Annotated in this window: 15 protein-coding genes and 1 riboswitch; of the genes, 11 read left to right on the top strand and 4 right to left on the bottom strand. The window is 72.4% G+C overall.

The window, feature by feature from the left end; genetic code table 11:
- Window positions 1-10 precede the first annotated feature (10 nt).
- Both MLG87_RS11070 and rhlP read right to left on the bottom strand, forming a co-directional pair.
- Complete coding sequence (locus MLG87_RS11070; RefSeq protein WP_243295234.1) at window positions 11-493, bottom strand: hypothetical protein; 483 nt, start codon at window positions 491-493, stop codon at window positions 11-13.
- Window positions 493-1,353, bottom strand: a complete 861-nt coding sequence (rhlP, locus tag MLG87_RS11065) for a rhombotarget lipoprotein (protein ID WP_243295233.1) — start codon at window positions 1,351-1,353, stop codon at window positions 493-495. Before rhlP ends, MLG87_RS11070 begins: the two co-directional genes overlap by 1 nt.
- Before the next feature lie 93 nt (window positions 1,354-1,446).
- On the opposite strand from rhlP, the gene MLG87_RS11060 reads away from it, so the two are divergent.
- From MLG87_RS11060 to MLG87_RS11010, 11 genes are all read left to right on the top strand, one after another.
- Window positions 1,447-2,052, top strand: a complete 606-nt coding sequence (locus tag MLG87_RS11060) for a TetR/AcrR family transcriptional regulator (protein ID WP_243295232.1) — start codon at window positions 1,447-1,449, stop codon at window positions 2,050-2,052.
- Between the two features lie 46 nt (window positions 2,053-2,098).
- Window positions 2,099-2,623, top strand: coding sequence for an RBBP9/YdeN family alpha/beta hydrolase (locus MLG87_RS11055; RefSeq protein WP_243295231.1), 525 nt, complete (start codon window positions 2,099-2,101; stop codon window positions 2,621-2,623).
- A 37-nt stretch (window positions 2,624-2,660) separates the two neighbouring features.
- Window positions 2,661-2,840, top strand: a riboswitch (Lysine riboswitch).
- 57 nt (window positions 2,841-2,897) lie between these two features.
- Window positions 2,898-3,932 (top strand): M20/M25/M40 family metallo-hydrolase, encoded by a 1,035-nt coding sequence (locus MLG87_RS11050; protein WP_243295230.1) that lies wholly within the window; start codon window positions 2,898-2,900, stop codon window positions 3,930-3,932.
- Window positions 3,933-4,100: 168 nt separating this feature from the next.
- Window positions 4,101-5,156 carry an aspartate-semialdehyde dehydrogenase gene (asd, locus tag MLG87_RS11045; protein ID WP_243295229.1) on the top strand — a complete coding sequence of 352 codons (1,056 nt, stop codon included), beginning with the start codon at window positions 4,101-4,103 and terminating at the stop codon, window positions 5,154-5,156.
- Entirely contained in the window at window positions 5,153-6,493 is a 1,341-nt protein-coding gene (gene lysC / locus MLG87_RS11040; protein WP_243295228.1) for a lysine-sensitive aspartokinase 3, read from the top strand. The genes asd and lysC overlap by 4 nt, the downstream gene beginning before the upstream one ends.
- Window positions 6,490-7,218 carry a 4-hydroxy-tetrahydrodipicolinate reductase gene (locus MLG87_RS11035; protein WP_243295227.1) on the top strand — a complete coding sequence of 243 codons (729 nt, stop codon included), beginning with the start codon at window positions 6,490-6,492 and terminating at the stop codon, window positions 7,216-7,218. Before lysC ends, MLG87_RS11035 begins: the two co-directional genes overlap by 4 nt.
- A complete protein-coding gene (gene dapA / locus MLG87_RS11030; protein WP_243295226.1) occupies window positions 7,215-8,117 on the top strand; it encodes a 4-hydroxy-tetrahydrodipicolinate synthase in 903 nt (300 codons plus the stop codon). Before MLG87_RS11035 ends, dapA begins: the two co-directional genes overlap by 4 nt.
- Window positions 8,117-8,938 carry a 2,3,4,5-tetrahydropyridine-2,6-dicarboxylate N-succinyltransferase gene (locus MLG87_RS11025; protein WP_243295225.1) on the top strand — a complete coding sequence of 274 codons (822 nt, stop codon included), beginning with the start codon at window positions 8,117-8,119 and terminating at the stop codon, window positions 8,936-8,938. The genes dapA and MLG87_RS11025 overlap by 1 nt, the downstream gene beginning before the upstream one ends.
- A gap of 28 nt (window positions 8,939-8,966) precedes the next feature.
- On the top strand, window positions 8,967-10,082 hold the full coding sequence (locus tag MLG87_RS11020; RefSeq protein ID WP_243295224.1) for a pyridoxal phosphate-dependent aminotransferase: 1,116 nt from the start codon (window positions 8,967-8,969) through the stop codon (window positions 10,080-10,082).
- A gap of 19 nt (window positions 10,083-10,101) precedes the next feature.
- Window positions 10,102-11,265, top strand: coding sequence for a diaminopimelate decarboxylase family protein (locus tag MLG87_RS11015; protein WP_243295223.1), 1,164 nt, complete (start codon window positions 10,102-10,104; stop codon window positions 11,263-11,265).
- A 62-nt stretch (window positions 11,266-11,327) separates the two neighbouring features.
- A complete protein-coding gene (locus tag MLG87_RS11010; protein WP_243295222.1) occupies window positions 11,328-12,164 on the top strand; it encodes a bifunctional transcriptional activator/DNA repair enzyme AdaA in 837 nt (278 codons plus the stop codon).
- A gap of 9 nt (window positions 12,165-12,173) precedes the next feature.
- On the opposite strand, the gene MLG87_RS11005 is transcribed toward MLG87_RS11010, so the two are convergent.
- Window positions 12,174-12,803: a flavin reductase family protein gene (locus MLG87_RS11005; protein WP_243295221.1), complete on the bottom strand. Its 630-nt coding sequence runs from the start codon at window positions 12,801-12,803 to the stop codon at window positions 12,174-12,176.
- A gap of 109 nt (window positions 12,804-12,912) precedes the next feature.
- A complete protein-coding gene (locus MLG87_RS11000; RefSeq protein WP_243295220.1) occupies window positions 12,913-14,769 on the bottom strand; it encodes a tetratricopeptide repeat protein in 1,857 nt (618 codons plus the stop codon).
- Window positions 14,770-14,798 lie beyond the last annotated feature (29 nt).

Here is a 14,798-nt window from a genome sequence, read left to right as displayed (position 1 = left end):
GAGGCTGGGATCAGGCGGGATGGGGTCGGGGCCAAGGCGGCAGTGCGGAGGCGAGGCCCAGGAAACCGCCCCACTGGTGGGCGGCGGTGAGGGTCTGCCAGCCTTCAGGGTGGAGCAGGAAACTGCCCCCGAAGGCCGCTTCGGCGCCCAGTTTCAGCGCCAGGCCCCCGAGCATCAACAGACCCAGGGGTGATGACTCCTGCCGCCCCGCCAGCCGCAGGCCCGCCAGGGCCCAGAGGGCGCAGGCCAGGCCCGAGGCGCCGCGGTACTCGCCGCCACCCAGGGAGGGGAGGAGGAGCAGGCTCAGCAGGGGCGGGAGGACGAGCATCGCCAGGGCCAGCCGCCGCCGGTCGCGGGGGGCGGCCAGGATCCAGGGCACGGCCAGGGCCACGGCATTGGCCAGGGCGTGCTCCCAGCCGAAGTGGACCAGATGCCCGGTCCAGAGTCGCCAAGGCTCCCGCAGGGCCTCGGCGGTGAGGGCGAGAGCGTCCATCAGGCCCGCCGGAACCGCAGGGCGAGCCCGAGGATGAGGAGGGCGCCCAGGGCCTCGATCCATCCGAAACTGCCGCCGAAGTTCCGCCCGCCGCTCTGGCGCAGGGACACGCCCTGGCGGTCCACCACGTCCACGTCCTTGCGCTCGCCCCGGGCCACCTCGGCCTTGAAGGCGCCCACCTCGGCGTCGAGGTTCTTGGCCAAGTCGCCCATGGCCAGCTCCAGGCCCTTCGCCGAGTGCTCGCGCAGCTGCTTCTCGCGGTAGGCCCAGGTGGAGCTGCCCTTGACCTGGCTCTGGCCGGGGGCGCGCAGCAGGAAGGTGTGGCTGGCCACGTCGTAGACCGCGGCGTCGATGAGGGTGTTCGTGTCGTTGGCGTCGCCGGGCAGCACGTAGGCGCCCACGATGGAGAGGTAGGTGAAGCTGTACCAGCGGGGGTCGGTGTTCTGCACCTGGTCCACGCTCACCAGGGCCATGACGTCCACGCCGTACATCCGGGCCACCTGGTCCATGTTCTCGAAGCCGCCGCCCGGGCGGAGGTAGGCGCTGGGGACGAGCTTGATCTCGGAGATCCAGGGCCGGTCCTGGAAGCTCCGCTTCACCACGTCCAGAAGCTGCTTCTCCTGGCCCGGGGCCATGAGGTTCTGGACCCGCCAGGAGGCCGTGCCGCCCGGGACGAAGGCCACCCCCAGCTTCAGGGGCAGCTTGAGGCGGGCCCCGGCGGGGTTCGGCATGGGGGCGGCCTTCTCCTTCGGATAGAGATAGTCCATGAGGCTGCTGCGGCGGACGTGTGTCTCCGGCATGTTGCAGCCGAGGAAGGCCAGGAGGGCCAAGGCGGCGGCGAGGAAGGGGCGGCGGGACATCGGAACTCCTTGGGAACCGCACTCAATACGCATGCGTATGGATGCCATACGGTATGGTATGGTAAGCTGCCCTGTTCACCTGTCAAGGCCGCCATGCCCGCTCCCCGCAAGAAGCCCCGCCGCCCCGCCGAGCCCCTGTCCCCTGAGGTCTGGGTGAAGGCGGCTCAGGCCCTCATCATCCGGGAGGGCGTGTCGGCCGTGGCGGTGGAGCCGCTGGCCCAGGCGCTGGGGGTCACGAAGGGAAGCTTCTACTGGCACTTCGACAGCCGGGACGCCCTCATCAAGGCGGCTCTGGCGGACTGGGAGCAGGACCAGAGCGCCGATGTGGTGACCCGCTATGGGGGCATCGCCGACCCCCGACGGCGCCTGCGGGTGCTGCTCTTCGCAGCCTTCGAGGACGTGGAGAACGGCCTCTTCTTCGCGGCCCTGGCGCTTTCCGGCGAGGACCCCCGCGTGGTGCCCTTCCTCCGCCGCGCCACGGAACGCCGCCTGACCTTTGGCGCCGAGGCCTTTCGGGCGCTGGGGCTGACGGAAACCGAGGCGCGCCAACGGGCCCTGCTGGCCTACGCCGCCTACGCGGGGTACTTCCAGCTGCTGCGGGCCACGCCCAAGGCGGTGAAGGAAGTGACGGACCTCAGCGGCTATGTGCGGCAGCTGGCGGACGCCCTGGTGCCCGCGCGGGCCCCAAGGAGGACTTGAACTCCGGCGCCGGTGGGCGTTCCATGGAGCCATCCCACGGTGATCCATGGCCGCCATCCTGATCGTCCCCGGCTATCAGAACTCGGGCCCCGGCCACTGGCAGAGCCTGTGGGAGGGCAGCCTGAGGGACGCGAAGCGGGTGGAGATGCCCAACTGGGAGTTCCCCCACAAGGTGGACTGGGTGGAGGCCCTGGACGAGGCCATCGCCGGTTGCACGGAACCGCCCATCCTCGTGGGCCACTCGCTGGGCTGCCTGGCGATCGTCCACTGGGCGAAGGACCATGACCGCGAGATCCGAGGAGCCCTCCTGGCGGCGCCCTCGGATGTGGAGCGTCCGGACGCGATGCCGGTCCTGCGAGGCTTCGCGCCGATCCCCCGACAGCGGCTGCCCTTCCCGGCCATCCTGGCCGCCTCGTCGGATGATCCCTTCCTGGCGCCGGCCCGGGCCCACACCCTGGCCTCGGATTGGGGGGCCCGGCTGGTGGACCTGGGACCCTGCGGGCACCTGAACCTGGCCTCGGGCCACGGCCCCTGGCCCCGGGGCGAGGGCCTGCTGGCCGACATCCGTTAGCGGGTTGCGGAAGGGGCCCCCGGCATGGGAAGGTGGAGGTTCCGATGGAGGAGCGGTCCCCATCAGTACTGGCGGCGAGGGCGATGAACCCGATGACCCGGTGGGAAAGGGGAGGATCGCCGAAGGGTTCGCGAATCATCGGCGCGGCCCCTGGACGTCGAGGCGAAAGCCCGGCGGCTGTCGTGCCGGTCACCCGGCGCGGAGGGCCTGAGGCGCGGCGGTGGGATCCTTCCCCCCGCGTTCCTGATGGCACCGTCGGCCCGCCGAGGTTTCCATGAACGCCACCCCCGCTGATCTCCGAAGCTGGCTCACCGGCAGCCTCCAGCGGCTCTGTGCGCGCGAGACGACCTCGGGCCAGGAGGACGCGGGCCTGCCGGAGCTGCGGGAGCTTCTCCGGGAACTCGGCGCCACGGTGGTGGAGCAGCCCGTGGCCGAGGGCCGCACCAACGTGCTGGCCACCTGGGGCCGGCCGAAGGTCCTCTTCTCCACGCACCTGGACACGGTGCCGCCCCACCTGCCGCTCCGCCTGGAGGGCGAGGTCTTCCATGGCCGGGGGGCCTGCGACGCCAAGGGCCAGATCGCGGCCCAGCTCGGCGCTGTGAAGAGGCTCCTGGCCGAGGGCCGCGAAGGCCTGGCCTGGCTGGGGGTGGTGGGCGAGGAGACGGACAGCGCCGGGGCCACCGCGGCCCTGGGCCTGGCGGACCGGCTGCGGGACCTGCGGGTCCTCGTCAACGGCGAGCCCACGGACCTGAAGCTGGCCACGGGCCAGCGCGGGGCCCAGCACCTGCACCTCCGCTGCGCGGGTCGCGCCGCCCACAGCGGCAGCCCCGAGCTGGGCCACGACGCCGCCTGGCCCCTGCTGGACTGGCTCCAGCGTCTGCGCGACCAGCCGCGCCCCGTGGACCCGGCGCTGGGCCCGGAGGTCTGGAACCTGGGCATCCTCCGCGCGGGTGAGGCCCTCAATTCCGTGCCCGCGGCGGGGGAAGCCCGGCTCATGATCCGCACCCTGCCCGGGAGCACCTTCGTGGAGGAAGCCCGGCGCCTGGCCCCGCCCGAGGGCACCCTGGCCCTCACACTGGACGAGCCGCCGGACCGCTATCCCGAGATCCCCGGCTTCGAGCGGGCCCCCATGCCCTTCGGCTCCGACGCCCCCACCCTGCGCGCCCTGGTGCCGGACCGCACCGTGGTGCTGGCAGGGCCCGGCAGCATCCGCGTGGCGCACACGCTGGAGGAACGCCTCAGCCTCGCCGACCTCGAGGCGGGCGTGGCGCTCAACCACCGATTGGCCTTGCACTTCCTGGGAGACTGAACCATGACCGCCAAAATCCCCGCCACCGTCCTGGGCGCCGAGGCTCCGACTCCGCAAGCGCAGTCGCGAAGCGGCAAGCGCGCGGGAGTGCGGCGCGGTGCGCCGCACGTCAGGCGGAGGGCGTAGCCGGTGGCGCAGCACAACACGAATTTGGGACAGGAGAACCTCATGACCGCCAAAATCCCCGTCACCGTCCTGGGCGCCACCGGCGTCGTCGGCCAGCGCTTCGTGCGCCGGCTGGCCAACCATCCCCTCTTCCGCGTGGAGCATCTGGCCGCCAGCGAGCGCAGCGCCGGCAAGCGCTACCGCGACGCCTGCGCCTGGCGCCTGGACGGCGAACCCTACGGCGGCCTGGGCGACCAGGTCATGGCCGAGGGCACGCCGGAGTTCGCCCTCTCGCCCGTGGTCTTCAGCGCCCTGGACACGGGCCCGGCCAAGGAGCTGGAGCCCGAGTTCGCCCGGGCCGGGGCCATGGTGTTCTCCAACGCCGCGGCCTTCCGCATGTCGCCGGAGGTCCCGCTGCTGGTGCCCGAGGTGAACGCGGACCACCTGGGCCTTCTGGACGTGCAGCGCCACCACCACGGCTGGAGCGGCGGGATCGTCACCAACGCCAACTGCACGGCCACCGTGCTGGTCATGGCGCTCGCGCCCCTGCAGCGGGCTTTCGGCATCGAGGCCGTGATGATGACCTCCATGCAGGCCATCAGCGGCGCGGGCTATCCCGGCGTGGCCAGCCTGGACATCCTGGGCAACGTCATCCCCTTCATCCGCAACGAGGAGCCCAAGGTGGAGGAGGAGACCCCGAAGATGCTGGGCCGCTTCACGGGCAAGGAGGTGGAGCTGGCGCCCATGTTGGTGAGCGCCCTCTGCCACCGCGTGCCCGTCATCGAAGGCCACACGGAGGCCGTGAGCCTGAAGCTGAAGGGCAACCCGTCCCTGGAGGCCGTGCGGGACGCCTGGCTGAGCTGGCGGCCCGAGCCTCAGCAGCTCAAGCTCTTCTCCGCGCCGCCGGTGCCCATCCATGTCCACACCCTGGAGGACCGCCCCCAGGTGCGCCGCGACGTGGAGAAGGATGAGGGCATGAGCGTCCACGTGGGCCGCCTGCGGCCCTGCCCCATCCTCGGCGTGAAGTTCGCGCTGCTGGGACACAACACGGAAAGAGGCGCCGCTGGCGGCAGCATCCTCAATGCGGAACTCGCCCACGCGAAGGGGTACCTCCGATGATCGTCCTCAAGTTCGGCGGCAGCAGTGTGGCCGACGCGGCCTGCATGCGGCAAGTGGCGGGCCTGGTGAAGACGGCGCTTCCGCAGGCGCCCCTGGTGGTGCTGTCCGCCATGGGCAAGACCACCAACGGCCTCTTCGATGCCGCCAAGGCGGCCGAGGCCGGCGACCTGGGCGGGGCCATGGAGCGCCAGCGCAAGCTCATGGCCGCTCACCGGAAGGCGGCGGAGGATCTCTTCGCCGGCGCGGTGCCGGAGGATCTGGACGCGGCCCTGACGGAGCTCTTCGGGGAGCTGGAGCTGCTGCTCCGGGGCGTGGCCATGCTGCGGGAGCTGAGTCCCCGCAGCATGGACGCCATCGCCTCCCTGGGTGAGCGCCTGTCCACGCGGATCTTCGCGGCCTTCGTGGGCGGTGCCTGGGTGGACGCCCGCACCGTTCTGCGCACGGACGCGGTCTTCGGCGAGGCGGCCCCGCAGCCGGAGGCCATCAGGGCCCTGGCGGCGGCGCACCTGAAGCCGCTGGTCGGGCCGGGCCGGTCCGTCATCACCCAGGGCTACATCGGCGCCACGGAGGACGGCCTCACCACCACCCTCGGCCGCGGCGGCAGCGACTTCTCCGCCGCGCTCTTCGGCGCCGCCCTCGGGGCGGCCGAGGTGCAGATCTGGACAGACGTGGAAGGCGTGCTCACCTGCGATCCCCGCATCGTTCCCGAGGCCCTGCCCATCCCTGAGCTGAGCTTCGCGGAGGCCGCCGAGCTGGCGGCCTTCGGCGCCAAGGTGCTCCACCCGGCCACCATCCAGCCCGCCGTGGAGGCCCGCATCCCGGTGACCGTGCGGCATACGCAAAAGCCGGAGGGCCGCTTCACCACAATCTCCGCCGAGGTCCGCACGGGCCGGCCCATCACGGCCCTGGCCAGCCGCGGCCCCGTGACGGTGCTCACGGTGAGCAGTTCCCGCATGCTGGCCCAGAGCGGCTTCCTGGCCCGCCTCTTCGAGGTGTTCGGGCGGCGCGGCGTGAGCGTCGACCTGGTGGCCACCGCCGAGGTGAGCGTCTCCCTCACAGTGGAGGCGGACATGCCCCTGAAGGCGCTCATCAAGGACCTCTCGGCCTTCGCTACGGTGGAGGTGAACGAGGACAGGGCCATCATCGCCGCCGTGGGCGAGCGCCTGAAATCCACGCCGGGCCTGGGCGCGCGCCTGCTCTCGGCCCTGGGTGACATCAACGTGGAGATGATCAGCATGGGCGCCAACGAGATCAACCTGAGCCTCGTGGTGCGCCGGGAGCAGGGCGACGAGGCCCTGCGCCGCCTCCACAAGGTGTTGGTGGGAGGGGCGCCGTGACCCTCCGTCTCGGGCTCTTCGGGAAGGGCCGCCTGGGCTCGGCCATCGCGGCCGAGGCCGGGCAGGCCCTGGCCTGGCACGTCGGCCGGGGCGAGACCCCGGACGTCGGGGCCGGCGTAGCCAATGTGGTCATCGATGCCAGCGTGGCCGAGGCCGTGGCGGCGCACCTGGCCTGGGCCCTGGAGACAGGCACGGACCTGGTGATCGGCACCACCGGCTGGTCCATGCCCGATCTCGAGATCCGGGTCGCCGGCCGCATCGGCGTGCTGACCGCCTCGAACTTCTCTCTGGCCGTGGCCCTGATGGCCCGGATGGCCACCGTGCTGGGCCGCTTCGCCGCCCTGGATCCCGCCCGCGATCCCTACCTGGTGGAGCATCACCACCGGCTTAAGGCCGATGCGCCCTCGGGCACCGCCAAGACCCTGGCGGCGGCCTTGATCGCGGGCTGTCCCCGCAAAACCGAGTGGACCCTTGGCACCCCGGCGCCGCACCAGCTGAGCCTGGGGGTGGTCCGGGCCGGCGCCGAGTTCGGCACGCACACCGTGGGCCTGGACGCGCCGGCGGAAGTGCTGGAGCTCACGCACCGGGCCCGCTCCCGCGCCCCGTTCGCCCAGGGCGCCCTGGCGGCCGCCCAGTGGCTCCACGGCCGCAAGGGTGTCTTCACCATGGACGACCTGGCCGCCGATCTGCTTGATCCCCTCTTTGTGTTTGGAGACAGACCATGACCCTCGATCTCTCCGGCCTTGCCGTCGCCCTGGCCACGCCGTTCACGGCCTCGGGCGAGGTGGACCTGCCCGCCTACCGCAAGCTGGTGCGCCACGTGGTGGCCGGTGGCGCGGACTTCCTCGTGCCCCTGGGCTCCACGGGTGAGGCCGCCACCATCCTCGACGCCGAGCGGGACGCCATCATCTCGGCCTGCCTCGAGGAGGCCGGGGGCCGCCCGGTGGTGGTGGGCACGGGCCACAATGCCACGCGCCAGGCCGCGGCGATGACGAAGCGGGCCCAGGCCCTCGGCGCCCAGGGGGCCCTGGTGGTGACGCCCTACTACAACAAGCCCACGCCGGACGGCCTCGTGGCCCACTTCGCCGCCGTGGCCGAGGCCGCGCCGGGGCTGCCGATCATCGCCTACAACGTGCCGGGCCGCACCGGGCTGAACGTGACCCCGCCGGTCCTGGCGCGCCTTTGGGAGAATCCCCAGGTGGTGGCCGTGAAGGAGAGCAGCGGCAACCTGGCGCAGATCGCGGAAATCGTCCGCCAGCTGCCCAAGGGGAAGGTCCTGCTGTCGGGCGACGACAACCTGGCCGTGGCCTCCATCGCCGTGGGGGCCTCGGGTCTGATCTCGGTGCTCGGGAACGCACTGCCCCGGGAGACCGCCGCCCTGGTCGCCGCCGCCCGCCGGGGGGATCGCCAAGAGGCGCTCCGCCTCCACCAGCAGCTGCTGCCCCTCATGGACGCCCTCTTCCTCGAGAGCAACCCCATCCCGCTGAAGGCCGCCCTCCGCATGCTGGGTCTCTGCGGGGAAGGCCTGCGCCTGCCCCTGGTTCCCGCCGTCGCCGCCACGCGCACCCGCCTGGCGGAGGCCCTCTGCCTCTCCACCGAGGGCACCTTCCCCGGAGTGATCTGATGGTCGTCGACCTCGGTACCATCCACCGCTTCTTCAGCCGGCCTCCCGAGGATCTGGCCGCCGATCCCGAAGCGCCGGCCATGCACCAGGTGCTTCTTTCCGCCCTGGAGGGCGGGATCGTGCGGGCCGCGGAGCAACAGCCCGACGGCAGCTGGCAGGCCAACCCCTGGGTGAAGCAGGCCATCCTCTGCGGCTTCCGCCGGACGAACATCGTGGAAATGCCGGGGCCCGGCTTCCCCATGTTCGACAAGACCGCCTATCCGGCCCGCCACTTCGGGCTGGAGGACGGCGTGCGCCTCGTACCCGGCGGCTCCTCCGTGCGGCGCGGCGCCCACATCGCCAGGGGCGTGGTGATCATGCCGCCGGCCTATGTGAACGTGGGCGCCTTCGTGGACGAAGGCACTATGGTGGACAGCCACGCCCTGGTGGGCAGCTGCGCCCAGATCGGCAAGCGCGTGCACCTCAGCGCCGCCGCCCAGATCGGCGGGGTGCTCGAGCCCGCGGGCGCCCGGCCCGTGGTGGTGGAGGACGACGCGTTCGTGGGCGGCCTCGTGGGCCTGTTCGAGGGCATCGTCGTGCGCAAGCGGGCCGTGCTGGCCTCGGGCGTGGTCATTACAGGCAGCACGGTGATCTACGACCTGGTGCACGGCCGGGAGCTGCGCCAGGAGGTGCCGGAGGGTGCCGTGGTGGTGCCGGGTTCCCGCCCCGCCTCGGGCGACTATGCCAAGGCTCACGGACTCCAGGTCTCGGCCCCCTGTATCGTGAAGTACCGCGACGACAGGACCGACGCGGCCACCGCCCTGGAACGGGCGCTGAGGTAGCCCCGTTCCGGCCCGACCGAGAGAAGCCATGAAGCCCGCCTCCCGCCTATCCCTGCTGAAGCCCTCGCCCATCCGCGCCATCACGGACGGCACGCCGCCCGGAGCCATCCCCCTGGGCCTGGGCGAGCCCACCTGGGACCTGCCGGAGGTGGGGCGGAAGGCGCTGCTGCGCAACCCCGGGCCCTGCCCCTACGTGCCGCACGTTGGGTTGCTGGACCTGCGCAAGGCCGTGGCCGCCTTCCACGGTGCCCACGTGGACGAGGTGCTCATCACCACCGGCTCCCAGGGGGCGCTGTTCTCGCTCTTCCAGGCCTGGGTGGATCCGGGCACGAAGGTGCTGGTGCCGGATCCGGGCTTCGTGGCCTACCCGGCCCTCGCCCTCATGGCGGGCGCCGAGGTCGTGCCCTACCCGCTCTCGAAGGACCGCTTCCGCCTGGATGCGGGGGCCCTGATCCGCGTGCTGGACGCCACGTCGGACGTGTCCGCCGTGATCCTCAATCTGCCCTCCAACCCCACGGGCGGCGGCGGGAGCCTGGAGGCGCTCAAGCGCGTGGCCGACGCCTGCATCGCCCGGGGCGTGCTGCTCATCTCCGACGAGGTCTACCGCGACCTGCACTTCGGCACCCGCTGCCCCAGCCTGCGGGACGTCACCGACCGCGGCGTGGTGACCAGCTCCGTGAGCAAGGGCTGGGGCGCCCCGGGCCTGCGCGTGGGCTGGGCCGTGGGCGATCCCGCCTGGCTCCTGCCCGCCCGCACAGTGCACGGCTACGCGGTGACCGGCACGGCCACGCCGGCGCAATGGGCCGCGCTGGCCCTGATCGAGCACTCGGACACCGTGCTGGCCGAGGCCCGGGCCGCCGTGGGCGAGCGCTGGGAGGCTCTGGCCGCCACCCTTCGCGAGGAGCTGGGCCAAGCGCCGGTCCCGCCCGACGGCACCTTCTACCACTTCATGGCCCTGCCCGAGGCGGCCCGCGCCGACCCCGTGGCCTTCTGCCTGAAGCTGCGGGACGAGGCGAAGGTGGTGCTCATCCCCGGCCTGGCGTTCGGCGAAGGCGGCCGTGGCCACGCCCGCCTCAGCTTCGCCGCCACGCCCGAGCAGCTAAGGGAAGGCGTGAAGCGGCTGGCGCCGTACTGGAAGAACTGATCCACGGCTAGAGGTCCTTATGCTTTTCGCCTTTGATGACGCCCAGTGCCGGTCCCTCGCCGAGGCCCACGGCACGCCCTGCTTCGCCTATTCCGGCGTGGTGGCGGAGGCGGGGTTCCGCGCGCTTCGGGCTGCGATTCCCGACCGCGTCCACATCGCCTACGCCGTGAAGGCCAACCCGCACGCGGACCTGCTGAGGTGTTTCGCCGCCCTGGGCGCCAGCTTCGACTGCGCCTCCATCGGGGAGCTGGAGCGGGTGGAGGCGCTGGACCTGCCGGTGGGCCGCACCTTCTTCGCCGGGCCGGGCAAGCGGGAGGCGGAGCTGCGGAAGGCCCTGGAGCTGGGGGTTCGGGTGCAGGCGGAGGGCTTCGAGGACCTGGCGCGGATCGACGCCCTGGCCACCCGGGAGACCTCCGTGAACCTGCGGGTGCACCCGGCCTTCGACATTGATGAGGGCAACCGCATCATCGGCGGCAGCGGGCCCTCGGCCTTCGGCGTGGACGAGGAGGACGTGCCGGCCCTGCTCGAGAAGGCCGCGAGGCTGGCACACGTGCGCATCAAGGGTCTGCACGTCTTCGCCGCCAGCAACCAGCGGGATGCCGCCAAGCTGAAGGCCATCCACGGCGCGGTGCTGGACCTGGCGAAGCGCCTGCAAGAGACCCATGACCTCGTCTTCGAGCAGATCGACCTGGGGGGTGGCCTGGGCGTGCCCTACGCGCCGGAGGAGGCGCCGCTGGATCTGGCCGCCTTTGGGCAGGGACTGTCCGATCTGCTGGCGCGGCATGCCTGGTTCAAGGGCGAGCTGATCCTGGAGCCCGGGCGCTTCCTGGCGGGCCCCTGCGGCGTCTACCTGGCCCGGGTGGTGCGCCTCAAGGAGAGCCGCGGCGTCCGCTTCGCCATCCTGGAGGGGGGCATCAACCACCTCATCCGGCCCCTGCTCACGGGCCAGCCGTTCCCGGTGAAGGTGGTGGGGAAGGACGCGGTGAAGGCCGGGGGAACCGTGCCCTACACCCTGGCCGGTCCCCTCTGCACCAGCCTGGACCGCCTGGGCGAGGTGCGCCTGCCGGAATTGGCGGCGGGGGATCTGCTCGCCTTCGGCACGGCGGGCGCCTACGGCCTGAACGAGGGCATGACCCACTTCCTCAGCCACCCGGTGCCGCCCGAGGTCTGGGTGGCGGGCTGATCGCCGCAACATCCGGGTGGGAGCGGAGCGCTCCCGGACCCACCTTGGCAGGGGAGGTCCCCATGGCCAACAGCGACTACAGCCGGGTGGAGCGGGCCATCCGCTTCCTCGCCGATCACGCGGAGGAGCAGCCCAGCCTGGAGCGAGTGGCGGAGGAGGTGGGCCTCAGCCCCTTCCACTTCCAGCGGCTCTTCCAGCGATGGGCGGGGGTGAGCCCCAAGCGCTTCCTCCAGGTCCTGACCCTGGCGGAGGCCAAGCGCATGCTCGCCGAGTCCCGGAGCCTGCTCGACGTGAGCCACGCGGTGGGGCTCTCGGGCCCGGGGCGCCTGCATGACCTCTTCCTCCGCCTGGAGCGGATGACCCCCGGGGAATACAAGGCTCAGGCCGGGGGCCTCACGATCCACTGGGGGGTGGCGGAGACGCCCTTCGGCCCGGCCCTCTTCGCGGCCCTGGACCGGGGCCTCTGCGGCCTGGCCTTCCTCGGTGAGGATGGCCAGGATGGCGCCCTGGCCGAGCTCCGGGCCCGCTGGCCCGGCGCGCGCCTGGAACGGGGGGACGCCCTCATCCAGCCCTATGCGGAAGCCTTCGAGGCCCACATGCGGGATGGCGGGGGCCGACCCCTCAGCCTCGTCCTCAAGGGCACGCCCTTCCAGCTCCGGACCTGGGAGGCCCTGCTGCGGGTTCCTCCGGGTCAGGCCGTGTCGTACCGCGATCTGGCCACCCTATCCGGCGCCCCGGGCGCGGTGCGGGCCGTGGGCACGGCCGTGGGGCAGAACCCCATCGCCTGGCTCATCCCCTGCCACCGCGTGATCCAGGCCACCGGGGCCCTGGGCCAGTACCACTGGGGCGCCCCGCGCAAGCAGGCCATCCTCGCCTTCGAGCGGGCGAGGACGGCCTGATCCCTCCCATCAGGAAGCCACCGGCGGGCGCCAGGCCCTGGCCAGCCGGGAGGGCAGGAGGGGCGTCCCATCCAGGCCGAAGAAGTCGCAGAAGCTCATGATGAGAGGCTGCCAGAGCTGGGGATCGATGTAGTCCCCTTCCCGCGGCATCATCAGGGCCTCGTCGATGTGGACGCGGACCACCTGGGCCTCGATGGCGGCCAGATGACTGTCCTCGCCGCCGATCGGGCGGATGCCGCGGACCCGGGCCTCCAGGTGGACGGGGCACTCCAGGGCCCTCGGCGGCTTCACCAGATCCGCGGGGATCGGGGTGAGGCCCGCGGCCTCGAACTTCCGGGGCTCGTGCCGGTAGCCCATGGCGGCCTTGTAGGGCGGCACCGGGTCGCTCCCCGTGAGGAGCGCCAGGCGGTCCACGGCGGCCACCAGCGCCGAGGAGGGCAGGTTGAGGACGCACTCCCCCTCGCGGCCGAGGTTCTCCACGGTCCGCGACCGGCTGCTCATTCCCAGCTGGCAGGTGTCCCCCAGCCACCAGGCCGAGGACATGGGCGCCAGGTTGGGCGAGCCATCGGGATTCAGCGTGCTGATGAGGACCACCGGGGTCCCGAAGTACAGCATCTTCGGACGGACGACCTTGTGCATGGCGCACCTCCCTGGCGGGAGGCGCGAGGGCGCTCCCGTGGGCCCAGCATCCGGCGCGCCGGCATCCCGGGGCGACCCGGTTCTTGCCGTGATATGCCGGCGGGGAAGCCTACCCCAGCAGGGGAAGCCAGGCCGCCTGCTGTGACTTGGGCAGGGCCTTCACGCGCTCGAGCAGGAGCAGGCGGGCCTGCCAGGACTTGTCGCTGGGGAACAGGGCCCGGCCCTGGCGCAGGTCCTCGGTGGCCTCATCCCACTTGGCCTGGCCGGCATGGGCCGCGCAGAAGGCCAGATGCAGGCGGGCCGCCTTGGTGCGGAGGGCGGGATCATCGGGCTGGGCCCGCAGGAGCGCGTCCATGACTTTGGCCGCGGCGTCCAGATCGCCGGCCTGGAGGTGCTTCTGGAACTCGGGAAGGGTCGCCCCGGCGGCCCCGCCGGGCAGGGCGGCCTTAGCCTTCTCCAGCAACTGGGCGGCGGCGGCGTCGCCGGGATTCTGGGCCAGGATGTACTGGGCCCGGAAGTAGGCCCGGAGCGGATCCGCCTCCAGGGCCGACTCCCCCTCGCGGAGGATCGCCGCGGGCGTTTCGGTGAGGTCGGGCGACTGGGCCTGCTGGGCGACGGGAGCGATGGCCGCCTGGCGGGCGGCCCTGACGGCCTCCTTCAGCTCCTGGTCCCTGCGGTAGGAGTGGATCGCGTAGAGGGCCACCGACAGCGTCAGGGCGCTCCCCCCGGCGATGGCCCAGACCTTGGGTTCCCGGAGCCAGGGAAGCTTGGAGGAGGCCTCCTGGAGGCGGGCCGGAAGGCTCAGGCCCTCCCGCGGGGCCGGAGCGCTCCGGGTCATGGAGGCGGGAGGCTCCACGCGGCCGGGATCGGTGACGATGAGGGTGGGCTCCTCCTCCACCATGGCGATGCGGTCCGGGAGGTCCAGGCTGATGCCGGAGCTGGAGGTTCCGACTCGGGGCTGGGGCCGCCGGCAGCGCTCGAGCCCCGCCAGGGCCTCGGGGTTTCCGGGCGCCAGCCGGAGGGCCTGCTGATAGGTGAAGGCGGCCTCGTCGGGGCGCTGGAGCGTCAGCAGGTGCTCGGCCTGCCGGAGCTTGAGGGCCAGGGCCTCCGCCTCGGGGGTCGGGGCAGGGGCGGCGGGGCTCGCGGCCGACGCCGGGGGCAGCGCGGGGGGTGGCACGGGGGTTGGCGCGGGAGGTGGAGGTTGGACCGGGGCCGGCTGGGCCGCGGCCTGGGTCACTTCCATCCGGGCCTGGCGGAGGTACCCCCGGATCTCCTCCCGGTGGGGTTCCAGGGCGAGCACGTGCTCCCACTTGGAGATGGCCTCCTCCGTCAGCCCCATGTCGTAGAGCTGGACCGCCTCGCGAAGCAGCTTGTCCACGTCCTCGTCGGCCTGGGGGGCCAGCTCCTCGGCGGGAGCGACGGGAGCTGTTCCCTGCAGGGGCGGGAGCCCAAGCTCGCGGCGGGCGCCATTGGCGTACCCCAGGGCCAGGCTCTGGGTGGGGTCGATGGCCAGGGCCTGTTCCCACTTCTGGAGGGCGTCGGCCACCTGGCCCATGTCGTAGAGTGTGCATCCCTCGATGACCAGGCGTTCGGGCTCCACGTGAGGGGGAGGCGGCGGGGCGACTGGCGCGGGCGGAGCAGGAGTGAGAGGGTGGGCTGGTGGCGGGGCAAGCGGGGCCGGTGGCGCCGCGACCGTGACCGGGGGAGGCGCGGGAGATGGGGGCTGGACCGGCTCGGGAAGGGGCGCTGGAATTTGGGGTGAAGCGGCCTGGGCCGCGACGCGCTCCTCCTCCTGCCGCTGGGCCAGCAGGCGGTCACGCAGGGCCAGGAGGCGTTCCCGGGCTTCGGCGTGGGCGGGCTGCTGCTTGAGAATCGCCTGCCAGATCTGCCCGGCCTTGACGATCTCGCCCTGGGCGAACAGCTGGTCCGCCTGGCGGAGATAGGGCGCGTAGGGATCTGGCGTCATGGCTTGACTCGGTTCAGGTCGTGGGAATC

Source organism: Geothrix mesophila (assembly GCF_022808835.1).
GTDB classification, from domain to species: domain Bacteria; phylum Acidobacteriota; class Holophagae; order Holophagales; family Holophagaceae; genus Geothrix; species Geothrix paludis.
Note: the sequence above shows the minus strand (reverse complement) of the source record. Positions and strands in the feature narration are given on the sequence as shown.

Bases quoted from the DNA above. Each gene is read 5' to 3' on its own strand.
- MLG87_RS11000 (WP_243295220.1), bottom strand. From the start codon at position 14,769: ATGACGCCAGATCCCTACGCGCCCTATCTCCGCCAGGCGGACCAGCTG.
- MLG87_RS11050 (WP_243295230.1), top strand. From the start codon at position 2,898: ATGAACGCCACCCCCGCTGATCTCCGAAGCTGGCTCACCGGCAGCCTC.
- MLG87_RS11020 (WP_243295224.1), top strand. From the start codon at position 8,967: ATGAAGCCCGCCTCCCGCCTATCCCTGCTGAAGCCCTCGCCCATCCGC.
- lysC (WP_243295228.1), top strand. From the start codon at position 5,153: ATGATCGTCCTCAAGTTCGGCGGCAGCAGTGTGGCCGACGCGGCCTGC.
- MLG87_RS11010 (WP_243295222.1), top strand. From the start codon at position 11,328: ATGGCCAACAGCGACTACAGCCGGGTGGAGCGGGCCATCCGCTTCCTC.
- MLG87_RS11025 (WP_243295225.1), top strand. From the start codon at position 8,117: ATGGTCGTCGACCTCGGTACCATCCACCGCTTCTTCAGCCGGCCTCCC.
- MLG87_RS11060 (WP_243295232.1), top strand. From the start codon at position 1,447: ATGCCCGCTCCCCGCAAGAAGCCCCGCCGCCCCGCCGAGCCCCTGTCC.
- MLG87_RS11005 (WP_243295221.1), bottom strand. From the start codon at position 12,803: ATGCACAAGGTCGTCCGTCCGAAGATGCTGTACTTCGGGACCCCGGTG.
- asd (WP_243295229.1), top strand. From the start codon at position 4,101: ATGACCGCCAAAATCCCCGTCACCGTCCTGGGCGCCACCGGCGTCGTC.
- dapA (WP_243295226.1), top strand. From the start codon at position 7,215: ATGACCCTCGATCTCTCCGGCCTTGCCGTCGCCCTGGCCACGCCGTTC.
- MLG87_RS11070 (WP_243295234.1), bottom strand. From the start codon at position 493: ATGGACGCTCTCGCCCTCACCGCCGAGGCCCTGCGGGAGCCTTGGCGA.
- rhlP (WP_243295233.1), bottom strand. From the start codon at position 1,353: ATGTCCCGCCGCCCCTTCCTCGCCGCCGCCTTGGCCCTCCTGGCCTTC.
- MLG87_RS11055 (WP_243295231.1), top strand. From the start codon at position 2,099: ATGGCCGCCATCCTGATCGTCCCCGGCTATCAGAACTCGGGCCCCGGC.
- MLG87_RS11015 (WP_243295223.1), top strand. From the start codon at position 10,102: ATGCTTTTCGCCTTTGATGACGCCCAGTGCCGGTCCCTCGCCGAGGCC.